Here is an 18,446-nt window from a genome sequence, read left to right as displayed (position 1 = left end):
TCAGGGCTTTTTGCTATGTGCAATACATAAAAAAGCGCAGCTACGCTGCGCGGTTTTCCCCTCCTCCTTATTCTCCGCCAGCGAGCCAGAGAAAAGGCCCCGAAGGGCCTTTGATTAGGGTGTGTTTGCTTTTTTCACTTATTATTCGATCAATGCGAGCTGCCCTGAGAGATGCCCAGCCCGGTTTGCGAACGGACAAACTGGGCCCGGAAGCGTTCCCGCTCCTGCTGTCCGGCCAGCGAGCTGTCGGTGATCGAGAACAGCCAGGTGCCGACAAAGGCCACGATCATCGAGAACAGCGCCGGATATTCATACGGATAAATCGGTTTTTCATGGCCGAGGATCTGCACCCAGATTGTCGGGCCGAGGATCATCAGAATTACCGCCGTTAACAGACCCAGCCAGCCGCCAATCATCGCGCCGCGGGTCGTCAAACGCGACCAGTACATCGACAGGATGATGATAGGGAAGTTACAGCTGGCGGCGATGGAGAAGGCCAGTCCGACCATAAAGGCGATATTCTGCTTCTCGAACAAAATCCCCAGGGCAATGGCGACCAGCCCCAATACCACGACGGTGATCTTGGAGACCTTCAGTTCATCGCGCTCAGTCGCCTTGCCGTTTTTAATCACGCTGGCGTACAGGTCATGGGACACGGCCGAGGCGCCGGCCAGCGTCAGGCCTGCGACGACTGCCAGAATGGTGGCGAACGCCACCGCCGAGATAAAGCCGAGGAAGAAGTTGCCGCCAACGGCATTGGCCAGATGCACCGCCGCCATGTTGGTGCCGCCCAGCAGCGCGCCGGTGGCGTCTTTGAACGCCGGATTGGCGCTGACCAGCAAGATGGCGCCGAAGCCGATGATAAAGGTCAGAATATAGAAGTAACCGATAAAGCCGGTGGCGTAGAACACACTCTTGCGCGCTTCCTTGGCGTCACTCACGGTGAAGAAACGCATCAGGATGTGCGGCAGACCGGCGGTGCCGAACATCAGCGCCAGGCCAAGCGACAGCGCGGAAATCGGATCGGAGACCAGCCCGCCGGGGCTCATGATGGCGATGCCTTTCGGATGCACCTTCACCGCTTCGGCGAACAGGGTATTGAAGTCGAAGTTAACCGACTTCATCACCATCAGCGCCATAAAGCTGGCGCCGGCCAGCAACAGCACCGCTTTGATGATCTGCACCCAGGTGGTGGCCAGCATGCCGCCGAACAGCACGTACAGCACCATCAGAATGCCGACCAGGATCACCGCCACGTGGTAGTTGAGCCCGAACAGCAGCTGGATCAGTTTGCCGGCGCCGACCATCTGCGCGATCAGATACAACGCCACCACCACCAACGAGCCGCAGGCCGAGAGGGTGCGGATCGGTTTCTGCTGCAGACGGTAAGAGGCGACATCGGCGAAGGTATAGCGGCCGAGATTGCGCAGGCGTTCCGCGATCAGGAACAGAATGATCGGCCAGCCGATGAGGAAGCCGATGGAGTAGATCAGGCCGTCATAGCCCGAGGTATAGACCAGTGCGGAGATGCCGAGGAACGAGGCGGCGGACATGAAGTCGCCGGCGATCGCCAGCCCGTTTTGCAGACCGGTAATGCGCCCGCCCGCAGTGTAGTAGTCCTGACGGGAACGGGTGCGTTTGGACGCCCAATAGGTGATGTAGAGCGTGGCGCCGACAAACAGGATAAACATCACGATCGCCTGGATGTTCAGCGGCTGACGATGCACCTCGCCGCCAATGGCGTCGGCGCAGGCCAGGCCCGGCAGCAACAGCAGCGCGGCGGCGGACAATAAGCGCTTCATTGTTTCACCTCGCGCAGAATCTCTGCGGTGAGGCGATCGAATTCGCCGTTGGCGCGAAACACGTAGATCCCGGTCAAGACGAAAGAGATCACGATCAGCCCGACGCCGACCGGGATCCCACGGGTGATGGTCGATCCGGCGGCGATCGGCGTGCCGAGCCATTGGGGATCGAAGGCGATCAACAAAATGAAGCCGACGTACAGCGCCAGCGTAATCAGCGAAAGCAGCCAGGCGAACCGGCCGCGTTTTCTCACCAGCTCTTTAAAGCGCGGGTTTTCTTCAATCCCTTGATAAATGGTGTCATTCATCAGAGTGTCTCCAGTCGGTATTGAGAGAGTACGCCGCGCCAGGGCCGCTCAACGGCGCGTTATCCGAATGAGCGGCCTGAAGCGGCGTAAATTATGACGGCACTTTCATTGATTGTTTTTCTTCCAACAGCTTGTCGACTACGGCCGGATCCGCCAGCGTGGAGGTATCCCCCAGGTTGCTGGTGTCGCCGGCGGCAATTTTGCGCAGGATACGCCGCATGATCTTGCCGGAGCGCGTTTTGGGCAGCGAATCTGTCCAGTGCAACACATCCGGCGTAGCGATCGGCCCTATCTCTTTGCGCACCCAGTTGCGCACTTCGGTATAGAGCTCCGGCGTCGGTTCTTCGCCGTGGTTCAGCGTGATGTAGGCGTAGATCGCCTGGCCTTTGATGTTGTGAGGAATGCCGACCACCGCCGCTTCGGCGATTTTCGGGTGCGATACCAGCGCGGACTCGATCTCGGCGGTGCCCAGACGGTGGCCGGAGACGTTCAGCACGTCGTCGACGCGGCCGGTGATCCAGTAGTAACCGTCCTCGTCGCGGCGGGCGCCGTCACCGCTGAAGTACATGCCTTTGAAGGTCGAGAAGTAAGTTTGCTCGAAGCGATCATGATCGCCGAACAGGGTGCGCGCCTGGCCCGGCCAGGAATCGACGATCACCAGGTTGCCTTCGCAGGCGCCTTCCTGCGGCGTGCCGACGTTATCGACCAGCGCCGGCTGTACGCCAAAGAACGGCCGCGTGGCGGAACCGGCCTTCAGCTCAGTGGCGCCCGGCAGCGGGGTAATCATGAAGCCGCCGGTTTCGGTTTGCCACCAGGTGTCGACGATCGGGCATCTTGCGTTGCCGATCTTGTTGTAATACCACTCCCAGGCTTCCGGGTTGATCGGTTCGCCGACCGAGCCCATGATGCGCAGCGAATCGCGTCGGGTGCCTTCGATCGCCTTGTCGCCTTCGGCCATCAACGCGCGAATGGCGGTCGGCGCGGTATACAGAATGTTGACCTGGTGTTTGTCGATCACCTGCGACAGGCGATTGACGCCCGGATAGTTAGGCACGCCTTCGAACATCAGCGTGGTGGCGCCGCAGGCCAGCGGGCCGTACAGCAGATAGCTGTGGCCGGTGACCCAGCCCACGTCGGCGGTGCACCAGTAAATGTCGCCGTCGTGGTAGTCGAACACATACTTAAAGGTCATCGCAGCGTAGACCAGGTAGCCGCCGGTGGTGTGCAGCACGCCTTTCGGCTTGCCGGTCGAACCGGAGGTGTACAGGATGAACAGCGGATCTTCGGCGTTCACTTCTTCCGGCGGGCAGTCTGCGGAGACGCCCTGGGTCAGCTCATGCCACCACAGATCGCGCCCTTCCTGCCAGTAGCCCGGTTTACCGGTGCGTTGGAACACCACGACGTTGGCCACGCTGACTACGCCGGGATTTTTCAGCGCATCGTCGACGTTCTTTTTCAGCGGCACGGCACGGCCGGCGCGCAGGCCTTCATCGGCGGTGATCACCAGCCTGGCGTTGGAGTCGATAATGCGTCCGGCGACCGCTTCCGGTGAGAAGCCGCCGAAGATCACCGAATGTACGGCGCCGATACGCGCGCAGGCCAGCATCGCGACCGCCGCTTCCGGCACCATCGGCATATAGATAGCCACCACGTCACCTTTTTTCACGCCGAGCTGTTTCAGCACGTTGGCGAACTGGCAGACGTCATGGTGCAGCTGTTTGTAAGTCACCTTTTTGGATTGGGTCGGGTCGTCGCCTTCCCAGATAATGGCGTTCTGGTCGCCGCGCTCGGCCAAATGACGATCCAGACAGTTGGCCGCCAGGTTCAACGTGCCGTCTTCAAACCAACGGATGCTGACGTGGCCCGGATCGAACGAGGTGTTTTTGACTTTGGTATAGGGTTTGATCCAGTCCAGGATTTTGCCATGCTCACCCCAGAAAGCCTCTGGGTCTTGAACCGACTGTTGATAATACTGTTGGTATTGTGCCGGATTAATCAGGGCGCGTTCTGCAATTGCAGAAGGAATAGCGTGTTTATGCAGTTGGCTCATAGCTTTTCTCCTTGAAGTTGTTAATGATATGTCAACTGAAGGTTAAGTATAGTTTGCTACGATTCTTTGTTTCTTTTTTGCGCGGCAGATCACGCAACAAAGATATTGATTTGTAATCGTTCTGTCGCATTTGCAGGGCATATCTATCTATTTGGCGCTTAAATCCTCATAAACCCACGTTTTTAACCAAAAACACTTATCTAAAGAACAAAAAAGAATAAAAAAGGCGAGGGTATTTGCCTCGCGCCTAATAAGGATGGGAGAGACCAGCATTATTTCGCGCTATAAATCTTTTTTGATTATTTTTCGCTATTAATATTCGAAGTTGGTATTAACGCGATATAACTATGGACTGCACAGCGTGAAATAACGTTTTATTAACCTTTAATTCCTGATGAAAGCTCGGGTAATGCCCTATGGTATGCGCCCTGCGATATCGTTCTTTTTTTAATCGAAATATAAAGTGGCACTGCATTTATGGGTGAAATTGTCACTCGGTCAATTCTCATTTGTTTGACTTTTGAGTAACAAAATATAAACATATCATGCGGATTAAATATGCAGAATGAGCGAAAAATAACGCATTTTAATAGCGTTCAAAAAATCGTCGTCGGTGCGGTTATGTACTTCATTGTATGAAAAATTATGTTTTTAATAACAACCAATTATGCCGTTTGAAATAGTTACGCGAATTTTTTGTGATTCGATTCAGCGCTCAACCCTGACAAATCAAGGCTTGCAGAGCATGCCGCCCGGATGATACAGATTTATACTGCGTTTCACCCAGGGCAGGTGAACGCTTCCGCTGAATTAACATAAGCCTGTAATAAATGATTAAGTATTCTTTTCGTCGTGTTGCGACTTTGTACGGCGAAAAGAGTCTTTGAGGACTTTTTGGGTATGAAAAGTGTAAAAATTAGCCTGGCTTGGCAAATCCTGATCGCGTTGGTACTGGGTATTATTGTTGGCGCGGTATTGCACAACCAGACCGAATCTCGTGAGTGGCTGGTCAGTAATATTCTCAGCCCGGCGGGTGATATCTTTATTCGACTGATCAAGATGATTGTGGTGCCGATCGTTATTTCCACGCTGATCGTCGGTATTGCCGGCGTGGGGGATGCGAAAAAGCTGGGCCGCATCGGATTGAAAACCATTATTTACTTCGAAGTGATCACCACGATCGCCATCGTGGTGGGGCTGACGTTGGCCAACGTATTCCAACCTGGCCACGGCATTGATATGTCGACGCTGACCACAGTGGACATTTCGCAGTATGAGAAAACCACCGAACAGGTGCAAAGCGGTTCGCACAGTCTGGTGGCGACCATTCTGTCGCTGATCCCATCGAACGTCTTCTCGTCGATGGCCAAGGGCGACATGCTGCCGATTATCTTCTTCTCGGTGCTGTTCGGCCTGGGGCTGTCGTCGTTGCCGAAAGAGACCAAAGAGCCGCTGCTAAAGGTGTTCAAGGCGGTGTCCGAGAGCATGTTCAAAGTCACCCACATGATCATGCGTTATGCGCCGATCGGGGTGTTTGGCCTGATTGCGGTCACGGTAGCCAACTTCGGTTTCGCTTCGCTGCTGCCGCTGGCCAAGCTGGTGGTGCTGGTGTACTTCGCCATCGCGTTCTTCGCCCTGGTGGTGCTGGGGGCGGTCGCCCGGCTGTGCAACCTGCGCATCTGGACGCTGATCCGCATCCTGAAAGACGAACTGATCCTGGCTTATTCCACCGCCAGCTCGGAAACGGTGCTGCCGCGCATCATCGAAAAGATGGAGGCTTACGGCGCGCCCAAGTCGATCACCAGCTTCGTGGTGCCGACAGGTTACTCCTTTAACCTGGATGGCTCGACGCTGTACCAGAGCATTGCCGCCATCTTTATCGCCCAGTTGTACGGCATCGAGCTGTCGTTGGGGCAGGAGATCGTGCTGGTGCTGACGCTGATGGTGACCTCGAAAGGGATCGCCGGCGTGCCGGGCGTCTCGTTCGTGGTGTTGCTGGCCACCCTGGGCAGCGTCGGCATTCCGCTGGAAGGCCTGGCGTTCATCGCCGGCGTGGACCGTATCCTGGATATGGCGCGCACCGCGCTGAACGTGGTGGGCAACGCGCTGGCGGTACTGGTGATCGCCAAGTGGGAGCACCAGTTCGATCGCAAGAAGGCGCTGGCCTACGAAACGGAGTTCCTGGCGCAGAAGGTGAAGCCGGCCAACCAGGCCTAATCACCGAGTATCGCCGACGTTGAAAACGCCCCAGGCAGTTGTGCCGGGGCGTTTTGTTTTTTATGGCTCTTCAACCTGCCACTTTCTTTTCTCTGCCTTACTGCGCGACTTGCATCCCCGCTTAACAGAATCTAAAGTGTTACCAAATTAATAGAAATGATAATAGATGTTATTATCATTTTCATTTGATGATGTATGGAGACACGCAAAGTCGTTGAACGGTGGGGTTACGCCCGTTCGGCGTCTTTATTCGGGCTTATCAAAGGTAGGTAACATGTCGGACACCGCTTTGGCCTCTGGATGGTTGCCGCTGGCGCCAGCGCAGCTTGATTTCTGGGAAGAACACACCTTGCACCCTGGGCGGACTCTGTCCACCGTCGCACATTGCACCGAACTGTGTGGCGCGGTAGAGGAAGAGACGCTCTGCCGGGCGATCGTCACCACTCTCGCCGAGACGCAGGCGTTTGCCTTGCGCTTTGGTGAGCGGCATGGCGACTCTCCCCCGCTGTTACGTTACGATCCACAGCGCACACCGCCATTGCAACACATCGATCTGCAAACGCACGGCGATCCCTGGCAGGCGGCGCAAAGCCTGATGCGCGAAGATATCGCGCAGCGCCGGGCGCTGCACAGCGAGCCGCTAGCCGCAGCCTGGCTGCTCAAACTGGGGCCGGAGCGCTACCTCTGGTACGTGCGTGCGCACCATATTCTGGTTGATGGCTTCGGCATGGCCCTGATCGAACACCGCTGCGCCGCGTTATACGCGCACTATCTGGGTGAGGGCAGCGCGGGTATGCCCCTGGGTGCCTTTGACGCCTTTCAACAGGCTGAACTGGCCTACGCTGATTCTGAGCGATGCGAGCGCGATCGGCGCTTTTGGCAGACCTATCTGCCGCCGTCGCAGGCGCTGCCGACGGTGCGCAAGGGCGGTGAGGCCTATGGCGTACGGCGTTTGAGCGCCCACTACCGGCTGCCGGCGGCGGTGTCGCACTGTCTGGCGCAGTTGGCGGAGCGCAGCGGCATCAATTGGCCCGACTTGCTGGTGGCGCTGTCGGCGGCTTGGCTGTTTCAGGTGATGCCGCGCTGTACCCGGCAAGGCGATACGCTGCCGATGTGGATGCCGGCGCTGAATCGTCGTGGACAGGCCGCCACCAACGTGCCTTCGCTGGCGGTCAACACTCTGCCGCTGCTGGTGTCACCGCCGCAAGCGGAGACGCTGGGGAGCTTTCTCACCACGCTGACGCAGCAGCTGCGCGAGCTGCGCAGCCACGGCGGCTACCGCCTGCGCCAACTGGCCGCCGATCGCGGCGTGGATCCGGACTCGCGCTTCTTTATTTCCCCTTTCATCAACGTGCAGCCCTTCGATACGCCTCGTTTTACCGGCTGCAGCGGTACGCGCAGCGTATTGGCCGGCGGCTCGGGCGACGGTTTCAACCTGACTTATCGCGGCCGCACCGACGCTCGCGATCTGCAGGTGGATATCGATATCTATCTGGAGCAGTTTCCGACGGAGGATGCGCTGGACTATGGCGAGGCGCTGCAAGAATTTCTGTTGCGTGCGCTGCAGCGGGAAGCCTGGGAGCAACCGCTGGCGGCCCTGACGGCGTTGCCCGCCTGAGAAAGTGCGGGCGGGAGGATGCTCCCGCCCGAGTGCTATGGCTTCAGCTGGCCAGCAACGCCGCCACTTCGCGCGCGTTCTTGCACGGCAAGAGCGAACTGCTTACCAGACGGGTGCCGAAAGCGTCATTGAGGCGTGCCGCCACCTGTTTGATATGCGGCAGCTTCAGCCCCATGGCGATAAACGCCGTCTCTTCCCCCCATTCCGGGCGCGGCGTTACGCCAATTTCCTGCCAGTAAATGGCCAGGATCTCGGCGCTGCGCGCCAGCGGCGCGTTCGGCGGCGGGGCCGCGCAGGCGTTCAACGCCGGCACGGTTTGCTGGTGGCTCAGGTCGGCGCGGATGCGATGGCGGTCGGTTTTACCGTTGGCGGACAGCGGCAGCGCCTCGGCATGGATAAAGCGCGTGGGAATATGGGTACAGGGCAGATAGCCGGTGGCGAAGGCGCGGATCTCGGACAGCGGCAGCGGTTTGCCGTCGCGGGTCAGATACAGGGCGCCGAGCGCCGCCTCGTTGTTCTCTCCGCTGGGATAATCCACCACCACCATATCCAGGATCGCCGGATGGCGGCGCAGCACGTCTTCGATTTCCGGCAGCGAGACGCGCACGCCGCGGATCTTCACATAGCCGTTCACTCGGGTGGCGAACATGATGTTGCCATCCGCACGGTAATAGCCCTGGTCGCCGGTGCGGAAAGCGCGCAGCGATTGCCCGTCCGGCCCTTCGAGGGTGACGAAATCGTGCTGCTTAAGTTCCCCCTGTTCCAGATAGCCTAACGCCAGGTTGACCCCGGCGGTGTGAATGCGGCCGACCACGCCCGCCGGGCAGTGGCTGCCGTCGTCATGGCAGATGAAGTAGCGGTTAGCCGGCAGCGGGCGGCCGTAAGGCACGGTGCCGCTCTCCTGTGGGGCGATCGGGTGCCAGATGCTCCAAATGGTGGTTTCGGTCGGCCCGCCGAGTGAGAACAGCGCGAGATCCGGGCGCAGGGTACGCAGGGTTTGCACCGTCGCCGGCTTGATGTAGTCGCCGCCCTGCGCCACCAGGCGCAGGGAGCGCAGGCTGTCGGCCGTTTTACAGGTGAGCAGCATCTCCAGAATGGCCGGCACCGAACACCACAGACTGACCCGATGTTTCTCCACCAATTGGTTCCAACTGATGGCGTCCTTTTCCTGATGCGACGCCGGCAGCACCAGCGTGGCGCCGGCGCACAGCGAACCGAATAGATCGAACATCGACATGTCATGGTGCGGCGGCGTGACGGAAATGAAGACGTCGTCAGCGGTAACCGCCCAGCGCAGCTGGGTCTGGTGGATAACGTTGGCGGTGGCGCGGTTGTTGAGCACCACGCATTTGGGCTTGCCGGTGGTGCCGGAGGTATACAGATAGTAGCTTGCGGCCAGGCTGGCGCTGCGTTCCACCAACGTCTGTTCATCCGGCAGCGCAGGCGTGCGATCCGTCGGCGTCAGCAGGGGCGCCGGCGTCACGCCGATCGGCGTCTCCAGATCGCCGCCGTGCACCACCAACGTCGGCCGGCAGTTCTCCAGCAGGTAGGCGGTGCGCTCCGGCGGCGAGTTGATGTCGACAGGCACCCAGATCACCCCCTGCAGGGCGCAGGCGAGGCTGAAGATGACCAGTTCCGGGCTGCGCGGCAGATACAGCGCCACCACGTTGCCCGGCTGCACGCCGCGGCTCTGCAGGTTGGCGATTGCCGTGGCGATCCGCTGGCCCAGTTCGCGGTAGGTCAGCGTCTGCTCGCCGCAGATCAGCGCATTGCCGCCGTTTTGCGCGCCAAACAGCCGCTCGGCCAGCTGCGCCAGATAAGGGTAAGGCGCGTAATTCGCTTCGCTGTCGTTGTGGCGGTAATGCGCCAGATCGATGAAGTCCCGCGGCGCGATCGCCAGGTCGGCCCGTTGGCAACTGTGCAGGATGCGTCGCTGCAACGCGGCCAGCATGGCTTCTACCTGCTCGCCGTGCAGCGCCTGTTCGGCGTAGTCCACGCACAGCTGCAGATTTTTTTCGCTGTCCAGCGTCAGGCGAATGTCGATGGCGACCTGCGGCGTTTGGGTCAGGCCGTCGTGGAAGCGCACCGGCGCCTCGGCCGGCAGCGTTTCCCAACCCAGGCAGTTGGTCAGGATCACCGGTAGCGCCGGGCCGCCCTGGCTTTGGCCGAGCAACTGCCGCGCCAGATCGACGCCGGAAAATGCCAGGTGGTCGAGCGCGCCGAGTACGTCGTCCTGCAGGGCTTGCGCGCGCTGAATAAAATCTTCGCCGTGGCGGGAATAGCGCACCGCCACGAAGCTGGAGGCGTTGCCCAGGGCGCCGTCGGCGGCGGGGAACGCCACCGGCACCCCGACGCACAGCTCGCCATCGGTGGTCCAGTGGGCCAGCGTATCGAGGATCAGCGCCGACAGCAGGCTGTTGCGCAGCAGCGCATGCGGCGATCCCAGGCGGCCAAGCTGTTTTACCGTATCGCGCGGTAGCGTCAAGGTGGCGCGGCGATAGCGTGATGAGGTGAGATTGGCGAGCGGGGTGCGCCACGGCAGTGCCGACGGCGTGGTGACATCCTGCAGTTTTTCACGCCAGTAGGCGGCATCGGCCTGGCGCTGCGCCGCCGATGCGGCGGGGGGCGGCAGTGCGGCGGCGGTCGGCGCCAGAGGGCGATCGTCGAACAGGCGCGCGATCACGGTGGAGATCCCCTGGCCGTCGAGGATCAAGGCATCGAAGCTGGTGAAGATCAGCGTATCGTACGGCGATCCCGTCGGATCCTGCTGTTCGGCAAGTTGGATCACGGCGATGCGCCACAGTGGCTGGCTCGGATCGTGGCGCTGGTGGGAGTAGCGATCGCGCAGCTGTTCAGTCTGGCGCTGCGCCGCTTCGCCATCAAGGGAGCGCAGATCGTGGCGATCCAGATGCAGCGTCACCTCTGGGCGTACGTGCTGCGTGGCGCGCTGCACATCGATGCAGGTGCGCAACGCCGGGTAGTGCTGTACCAGCTCGGCCAGGCGCGCTTCAAGGCGCGGTACATCCCGCTGCCGGGTGCGGTATTCGCGAAAGTCGTGCATCGCCACGCCGCCGAGCGGCCATCGATCGCTGCGGCCCAGAAGGTAGGCCTGCTGCAGTGCGGTTAATGGTGTCTCCATGGTACTTCCCTATAGTCGCTAACCGATTAAAACGAGCCGGGCGCCGTGCGCCCGGAAACCGATCTCAGTGCTGCGGCGCCAGCGCGGCGAGCAGCGTTTTCGCATGCTTTCCTGCCTCGGGCGACCGTTGGCAGATCAACGCCGCCAGCGCAGCCGGGGAGGGATGCGCCGTCAGATCCTGCGCCGTCAGCGCCGCCGCCAGATACTTGTTGAGCACTGTCAGCAGCGCGTTCACCCCGGCATCCGGCAAGGCCAACCGGCGGATATCGTCGTGGTCGCGCAAGTCGGCCTCGGGAGCCACCCGCGCCAGCAGCCGGTGCAGCACCTGGCGTACCGGCGCCTGCTGCGCCAGCGCGTCGGGCGTGCATTGCGCCAGCAGCTGCGACAGCGGGCGATCGAACGCCCCCGCTTGCCGCGCGGCCAGGTGCAGCAGCGCCCGGTAACAGGCCAGCAGGCGCGGCAGCACCTGCTCGGGGAACGCGTCCAGCCGCACGTCCCAGTTGATCAGAATACCGTCGTCGACATGGGCGACCTGCGCATCCAGCGCCACCTGCGGCCCCTGAGAGATCACCCAGCCGAGACGGCCGAAGGTGTCGGTGACCCGTTCGGAAAACAGCGTTTTGCCGCGGATGCCGAAACCGGCGGTAAACACCACCGGCGAAGGTTGCAGGCTGCCGTGCAGGCGCGACAGATCGCGCATCACGCTGACGCCGGGGTAATCCGCATGCTCGATCAGCTCCGCCAGCTGCGTCATCAGGCGCCGGCAGAAGGCGTTCAGGTTTTCCGTCGGGTTCAGTTCCACGCCGAGCAGCACCAGGTTAGAGAAATCGCCGATGAGGCGATGTGCGTCTTCCCGTTCGCTCTCGCGGTGGAACAGCGGCACGTTGAGCCGGAAGCGTGTCATGTTCCAACCCTGGCCGACGGCCAGCGCGAACAGCGCCAGAAAAAGCGTCGAGAGGGAGGTGTGATGCCGTTTCGCGACGTTTTCCAGCGCGCGGCTTTCTTCTGCATTCAACTGTATGGCCAAACGATCGCTGCGGCAGCGGTCCGGCGTGCGCAGCAGGCGCGGCGCCGGCGGCATCTGCGCCAGGCGTTCACGCCACCAACGCTGGCCGCGTTCGCGCCGTTGGCGCAGCGCCGCGTCGGCGTCGCGTCGTTCGAGGTGGTCGAAGTAGGCCGGCGGCGCGTCATGGGCAGGGGCCGGCGGGCACTGGTGATAAAACGCCGTCAGATCTTCCATCAACAGGCGAAAGCTCATGGCATCGCCGGCGATCATGTCGAGATCGACATGCAGGCGGCTGCGTCCCGCCGGCAACAGGCTCAGGCTGATATCGCAGGGAACGCCCTGTTCCAGCGGCAGCAACTGGGTGCTTTTCGCCTGGCGCTTGGCGGCGAGCGCGGCCGCCAGCGTCGCTTCATCGGCATGTCGCCAGTCGTCGAGATGCAAAGTATGCCGGGGGCCGGGAGGTGCGATCGTCTGCCTGCCATCGTCGGTAATGCGCAGGCGTAACAGCGGATGGCGCAGATACAGCGCCTCGACGGCCTGGCGCAGCCGGGCGATGTTCAGCTCGCCGCTGTCGAATTCCGCATACAGGTGGGCGGCCATGCCGCCGAGAGGAGGAGCGGACTGTCGGCCTACCCAATAGGCGGCCTGCATCGTGGTCAAAGCTTTCATCGGGTATCCATTTTGATTCAGCCAACGAGACTGCAAGAATATATCTAAATGTTAATAGGAATGAAAATTATTATTATTTGATTCATTTGGCGCAGAGGTGCTATCTATAAGGGGTTTTAGCGATGCCGGGCAGGCAGGGCGTTGGGTGTGAATAATTTATCTATATTATTCTTAGCATTGAAATGATTGCTTGTTATTGCAGCGCTTGTTTTTCCTGCAAAAATATAAGGGTTTCTGGCGGTGAATACGCCCGGCCTCACACCTTTATTGATAATGATTTGCATTAAAAAATGCAAAATATTATCATTATTAACACTATTTTACGTTTTTATACAAGCTGCCGGCCGCTTCGCCGGCGGCTTGGCTGTGGACGGGGCCGTGCCCGTTCGGCCGCAAAAGACATGGGTTCGCCGCAGGGATAAGCAACAGCAAGGCCGGGAAGGCCGCAGCGTCATGGTCTGTGTGAGTGTCGATGTAGGTTGTGTAAAAAAAAATCAAATTTTGTGCACCTCTGGGATGAAAGGAGAAGACATCTATGGGCAAGCATTTTGCGGCTCAACGGCATGAAAGCGTAGGAAACGGGGAAAAAGCGGGGTTGAAAGCCATTGGGGCGTTTTCCTCCGTATTTTTAGGGGTTTGTTCACTGGCGATCGGTAACGTCAACGCGGCGGAAACCAAGAGCAACGAAACCTACCAGGACGCGGAAACGCTGCTGGTTACCGGTGAGAAGGTCAAACGTTCCATTTTCGACACCGGCTCCAGCGTCGAAGTGTTCGACAGCAACCGCATCTCCTCTATGCCTAATGCGACACAGGTTCCCGATTTGCTGCGCATGACCCCCAACGTGGTGGATGTCGGCATCGGCAACGATCTGCCAACCGTGCGTGGCGTTGACGGCTCCGGCCCGACCACCGGTGCCGGCGCTTTCCTCAGCGGCACCAGGCCGCGCCTCAATCTGTCGTTGGACGGCCGTTCGCTGACCTATAACGAACAAGCCTACGGACCGCAATCGTTGTGGGATCTGGATCGCGTTGAAGTGTTCCGCGGCCCGCAAAGTTACATTCAGGGGCGCAACGCCATCGCCGGCGCCATCGTCATGGCCAGTAAAGACCCGACCTTCGAATGGGAAAGCGCCTTCAAGGGCGGGGCCGGCAATCAGCACTCCTCTCAACTAGCCGCCATGGCGTCCGGCCCGCTGGTGGAAGACCAGTTGGCGTTCCGTGTCAGCGTCGATCGCCAGCGCCGCCGTAGCGATGCTGACCTGCCGGCCTATGAACCGGTGGGCGATCCGCGTGAAGTGGAGGCCACCACCGCCCGCGCCAAGCTGCTGTTCAACCCGGCCGGTTTGCGCGATCTGACCACCAAGCTGACCTTTAACCACTTTGGCAGCACCGCACCGCAGAACGAAAGCCTCAACCCGCAGCCGCATCCTGCGAGTGCGCGTCACGACATCCGTCGGCCGGTGTTCAAAAGCAATGTGAACAGCGGGATCTGGGATCTGGCCTGGGAGGCCTCCGATGGCCTGGCGTTGGAAAACCGCGTTATCTATACCGATTTCAACATTAACCGCGCCACGGCTTATCAGCTGCCGTACGCCGACATCGGCGGTAAAGAGGTGCACGTAGAACCGGTGGTACGTTTCGGCGGCGCGGACAGCCGCCTGCACGGGCTGGCGGGGCTGCGTTATTTCCACGCCAAGCAGGATGAGTTCGTCAATATCTTCGGCGGCGCGACTTTTAAAGATAAAACCGACACTAACTCGGCCTTCGCTGAGCTGACCTATGCGCTGACGCCGCAGGTGGACGTGACTGCCGCCAGCCGTTTGGAACGCGAACATCGCCAACGCAATGGCGGCAGCAAGGCGGTGCGCATCGACTTCGACGAAACCTACACGGTGTTCCTGCCGAAACTGGACGTGGCCTGGAAACCGACGGACACCCAAACCTACGGTGCCAAGATCGCTCGCGGTTATAACGCTGGCGGTGCAGGCATTACTCTCAGCAGCCCGATCGTCAGTTACACCTACGGTTCCGAGTATGTCTGGAACTATGAGTTGTACACCCGCCATCACCTGAAAGACGCCAACGTGGTGCTGACCAGCAACGTGTTCTACAACGATTACAAAGACATGCAGCTGCCTTATTACCTGGGAGAAAATTCCAGCGTGATCCGCAACGCCGACAAGGTGGAAACCTACGGCGCGGAAATCGGCGCCACCTGGCAGCCGCGTTGGGACTTCGAGCTGTTCGGTAACGTTGGCCTGCTGAAAACCAAGATCAAAAAGTTCTCGGGCAGCGGCGTGGAAGGGCATGAATTGGGACGCGCGCCGGCTTACACCGCCAACATGGGCGCCAAATATCAGTTCCTGAAAGGGTGGGAAGTGAGCACTAACGTGGCGTTCTCGGACTCCTATTACTCGGCGTATGACAACGATTCGCGCGGGCGTATAGGTTCTTACTGGTCGGCTAACGCCCAGCTGGCCTACACCTTCGCCTATGGGCGCGCCACGCTGTTTGCGCAAAACCTGTTCGACTCCGAGCGTCGCATCATGGTTGGCGGCAACGATATCTACACCGCGACGCAGCAGCGCCCGCGCATGGTCGGCGCGGCGGTTGAGCTGAATTTCTAACGCTATCGCGATGATGGGGGGACGAATGTCCCCCGTTTTATGCGCTATCCCGGCACGGCCGGGCAGAGGAGATAACGCAGTGATCGGTGATTTTGACAGCATTCTGAGCGATGAAGAGGCCCAGCGGCTGGAGAGCGCGTTTCAGGCGCTGGGCGCGCCGTCGGCGAACGGCGAGCGGCCGGTAAGCGAAGCCGAAGAACGGGCATGGTTTGCCCATCTGCAGCAGGGTGATGCACGCGGGCAGCGGGCGATGGCCTGGCGCCTGACGGGAGAGGTGGATATCGCCCAACTGACGGCGGCGCTGCAAGCGCTGGTGCGGGAAACGCCGGGCGTGAACGAGCGTTACGTTTTTGATGACGAAAACGGTCTGGTTAAACGCGCCGCCGATTCGGCGCCGTTGCCGGTGAGCCTGCGTCAGGTGGCGGATGAACAACACGCCATTTGTCGTCTGCTGCAAGTGCAGGCGGCGCCATTTGAACTGGAAAGCGAAGCGCCGCTGCGCTGCCTGCTGTTGCTCACGCCTGCCGATGACGTGATTTTGGGCGTGGTATTGCATGACATCCTGGCGGAAGCGCTGCCGTGGCGCCATCTGCCGGCGATGCTGTCCGCCCGCTATAACGGAGATGCGATGCCTCTGCCTTTCGCGGCGGCGCCGGTCGAGCTGCCGGAAATCCCGGCGCCACAGCTGCCCTGGGCGCGCCAGGCGGTCTCGCTGCAGGATTACCGCAGCTCGGCGCAGCGTGCTGAAGCCTTGCCGCCGGTGGGCGCGCGCGTGGTCACACGCATTGATCGCTCGCTGTTGCCCGCCAACGACACGCCGCGGGCCTTGCTGGCGGCGGTGGCGGCGCGGTTTGCCGAGTTCGTCGCCGCGCAGGCCGGTGGCCAAGCGGTGCAGCTGTGCGTGCCAGCCGCAGAAACGGCGGAGTGCGTCGGTCTGGAGCTGGGCCTGACGGCGGCGCCGCTGATGCGCCTGACCGTGCAGCATGGCGAGGGCGACATCGGGCAGCGGCTGCTGGCGCAGGCCGTGGCTGAACAGCCGGATCCGCAGCGGGCGCAGCTGCTGGTGGCCTGGCGTGACGATCTGGCCGCAGAGTGGCGGCTGGAAGGCGTTCACGCCGAACGCCTGTTGCTGCCGCCGCTGCATACGCCGTTTGAACTGGCGCTGCTATTGGGCTTGCCCGAAGCGGAAGCGTTAACGCTGGAGCTGGTCACCGACCCGCGCCTGTCTCCGCACGCGGCGCCTTTCCTGCTGGAGCAGTTCAGCGCGTTCCTGGCCGGGCAGCGAATTACCGTCGCATTGTCGGCGGCTGAATCCGCTTCCCCGGCGATGGCCGCGCCGGCGGCGAACAGCGACGTGGATGAAAGCGTTGCGCCGCTGATATTGCAGGAGTTCCGTGAGGCGCTGGTGGCACCGGAAATGACCCTGGATGAAGACTTCTTCGATCGCGGCGGCCATTCGCTGGTCGCTACTCGGGTGATCGGCCGCTTGATGAGCCTGCATCAGATCGAAATCAACATTAACGATCTGTTCAGCCATCCGACGGCGCGCGGGCTGGCGGGCTACGCCAAACGCCTGAACGTCGCGCAGCCGAATGCCGCGCTAGCCACCGCCGACGNATGAGGGGGCGCAGGCGCCGCTGTCGCTGGCGCAGGAATCGCTGTGGAAGGTGTATGAAGCCTTCGGCCATGACGAGATTTTCAACCTGCCGTTCTCTCTGCGCTTCTTCGATGCGGTGGACGAAACGGCGCTGCACCAGGCGTTTATCGACGTCATGACTCGCCATACCGTGCTGCGTTCACGCTTCGTCGAGCAGCAGGGGGAGGTGGTGCAGGTGGTGGTGCCGGCCGCAGAACTGCCGGATTATCAGTGGTTCCGCTTCTCTCACGAGACGCCGGCGGGTAATGCCGCCGCCCTGTTGGCCGACGCCGGCCAGCACCGGTTCGATCTGGCCGCCGAGCTACCGCTGCGCGCCACGCTACTGCGAGATGCGGACAACGGCCAACAGCTGCTGTCGTTGCTGTTCCACCATGTGGTGCTGGATGAATGGTCGCTCAATCTGATGATGGATGAGCTGGGCGTCGCCTATCGCCATCGCGTCGTCGGCCAGGCGCCGCAGTGGAGCGGGCAGCCGCCGCAGTTCCATACCTTCGCCCGGCAACAGCGGGCCTCGGGAGTGCAGCAGCAACATCTGGACTACTGGCTCGATGCGCTGCGCGGCGCGCCGGTCGGCCAGCCGATCTTCCGGCAAGAAGCGTCCACCCACCCGGCGGTGCCGGCGCCGGCGGACGTCAACGGCGGCTGGCTTGAGTTCGAGGTCGATCCTGCCGTGGCGGAAGGCTTGTATCAGCTTGCCCGCCGCAACAACGCGTCGCTGTTCAACGTGGTGTATGCCGGGATTACCTCGGCGCTGCGCCTGCTGGGCGGCCCGGCGGATCTGCTGGTGGGCACCTCGACTTCCGGCCGTAACGAAGCCGAGTTCTTCGATACCGTCGGCTATTTCACCACCGTGGTGGTGCACCGCGTGCGCTTCGACGAGGGGCTGACGGTGGCCGGATTGGTCAGCCAGGTGAAAAACACCATCAATGGCTCGCTGCCGTACACTGACATTCCGATCGATCTGGTGGAGGAAGGGCTGTTCGGCGTGGACGCCGACCGCAAGAACCACATGTTCGAAGTGTTTATCCAGATCCACAGCCGCATCAAGCTGAACGGCGAGTTCCGGCTGCAGGACGGCAGCGCGATCGCCTACCGTCAGGTGGAGCCGGAGAAAGCCGAATCGTTGCTCGGCCTGCAGTTTGAGGTGATGGAAGACGATCTGGCGGGGGCGAAATCCCTGCGGGTGATGATGACCTACCGCCAGGATCACTACAGCCGGGAGCAGGCCAATCTGATCGCCGACGGCGTTCAGCACGTCTTTACCCAGTTTGCGCAGCACATCGCTGGCGATATCGCTCTGGCGGCGCTGCCGCCCGGGCCGCAGGCATGACGTTGTTTCACTCTAACCGAA

At 60.8% G+C, this 18,446-nt stretch carries 9 protein-coding genes and 1 pseudogene; 4 read left to right on the top strand and 6 right to left on the bottom strand.

Going from position 1 to position 18,446, the window contains the following annotated elements; all coding sequences use genetic code 11:
• Positions 1 to 149: 149 nt before the first annotated feature.
• The 3 genes from actP to acs all read right to left on the bottom strand — a co-directional run bounded on the left by actP (position 150) and on the right by acs (position 4,160).
• Positions 150 to 1,802 carry a cation/acetate symporter ActP gene (gene actP / locus ADK28_RS17215; RefSeq protein WP_004930048.1) on the bottom strand — a complete coding sequence of 551 codons (1,653 nt, stop codon included), beginning with the start codon at positions 1,800 to 1,802 and terminating at the stop codon, positions 150 to 152.
• Positions 1,799 to 2,110 carry a DUF485 domain-containing protein gene (locus ADK28_RS17210; RefSeq protein WP_004930047.1) on the bottom strand — a complete coding sequence of 104 codons (312 nt, stop codon included), beginning with the start codon at positions 2,108 to 2,110 and terminating at the stop codon, positions 1,799 to 1,801. The genes actP and ADK28_RS17210 overlap by 4 nt, the downstream gene beginning before the upstream one ends.
• Before the next feature lie 91 nt (positions 2,111 to 2,201).
• The gene (gene acs, locus ADK28_RS17205) at positions 2,202 to 4,160 is read right to left on the bottom strand and encodes an acetate--CoA ligase (protein WP_048796233.1); all 1,959 of its coding nucleotides are present in this window, start codon (positions 4,158 to 4,160) and stop codon (positions 2,202 to 2,204) included.
• A 900-nt stretch (positions 4,161 to 5,060) separates the two neighbouring features.
• Between acs and gltP the strand changes: the two genes are divergently transcribed.
• Positions 5,061 to 6,377: a glutamate/aspartate:proton symporter GltP gene (gltP, locus tag ADK28_RS17200; protein ID WP_016929412.1), complete on the top strand. Its 1,317-nt coding sequence runs from the start codon at positions 5,061 to 5,063 to the stop codon at positions 6,375 to 6,377.
• Between the two features lie 274 nt (positions 6,378 to 6,651).
• A complete protein-coding gene (locus ADK28_RS17195; RefSeq protein ID WP_048796232.1) occupies positions 6,652 to 7,995 on the top strand; it encodes a condensation domain-containing protein in 1,344 nt (447 codons plus the stop codon).
• Between the two features lie 43 nt (positions 7,996 to 8,038).
• Here the strand turns inward: ADK28_RS17195 and ADK28_RS17190 are convergent, their stop codons facing one another.
• The 3 genes from ADK28_RS17190 to ADK28_RS32205 form a co-directional block, all read right to left on the bottom strand.
• Positions 8,039 to 11,134, bottom strand: coding sequence for an amino acid adenylation domain-containing protein (locus ADK28_RS17190; protein ID WP_048796231.1), 3,096 nt, complete (start codon positions 11,132 to 11,134; stop codon positions 8,039 to 8,041).
• Between the two features lie 64 nt (positions 11,135 to 11,198).
• Positions 11,199 to 12,809 (bottom strand): condensation domain-containing protein, encoded by a 1,611-nt coding sequence (locus ADK28_RS17185; RefSeq protein ID WP_028128240.1) that lies wholly within the window; start codon positions 12,807 to 12,809, stop codon positions 11,199 to 11,201.
• Positions 12,810 to 12,925: 116 nt separating this feature from the next.
• Positions 12,926 to 13,093 (bottom strand): hypothetical protein, encoded by a 168-nt coding sequence (locus ADK28_RS32205; RefSeq protein WP_161544320.1) that lies wholly within the window; start codon positions 13,091 to 13,093, stop codon positions 12,926 to 12,928.
• Positions 13,094 to 13,344: 251 nt separating this feature from the next.
• Here ADK28_RS32205 and ADK28_RS17180 point away from each other — a divergent pair, with 251 nt between their 5' ends.
• Both ADK28_RS17180 and ADK28_RS17175 read left to right on the top strand, forming a co-directional pair.
• Positions 13,345 to 15,438: a TonB-dependent receptor gene (locus tag ADK28_RS17180; RefSeq protein ID WP_033638948.1), complete on the top strand. Its 2,094-nt coding sequence runs from the start codon at positions 13,345 to 13,347 to the stop codon at positions 15,436 to 15,438.
• Positions 15,439 to 15,517: 79 nt separating this feature from the next.
• Positions 15,518 to 18,425, top strand: a pseudogene (locus ADK28_RS17175) (condensation domain-containing protein).
• Positions 18,426 to 18,446: the final 21 nt, after the last annotated feature.

The sequence above is a fragment of the Serratia sp. 506_PEND genome, from assembly GCF_001076875.1.
Lineage (GTDB): Bacteria > Pseudomonadota > Gammaproteobacteria > Enterobacterales > Enterobacteriaceae > Serratia > Serratia marcescens.
Note: the sequence above shows the minus strand (reverse complement) of the source record. Positions and strands in the feature narration are given on the sequence as shown.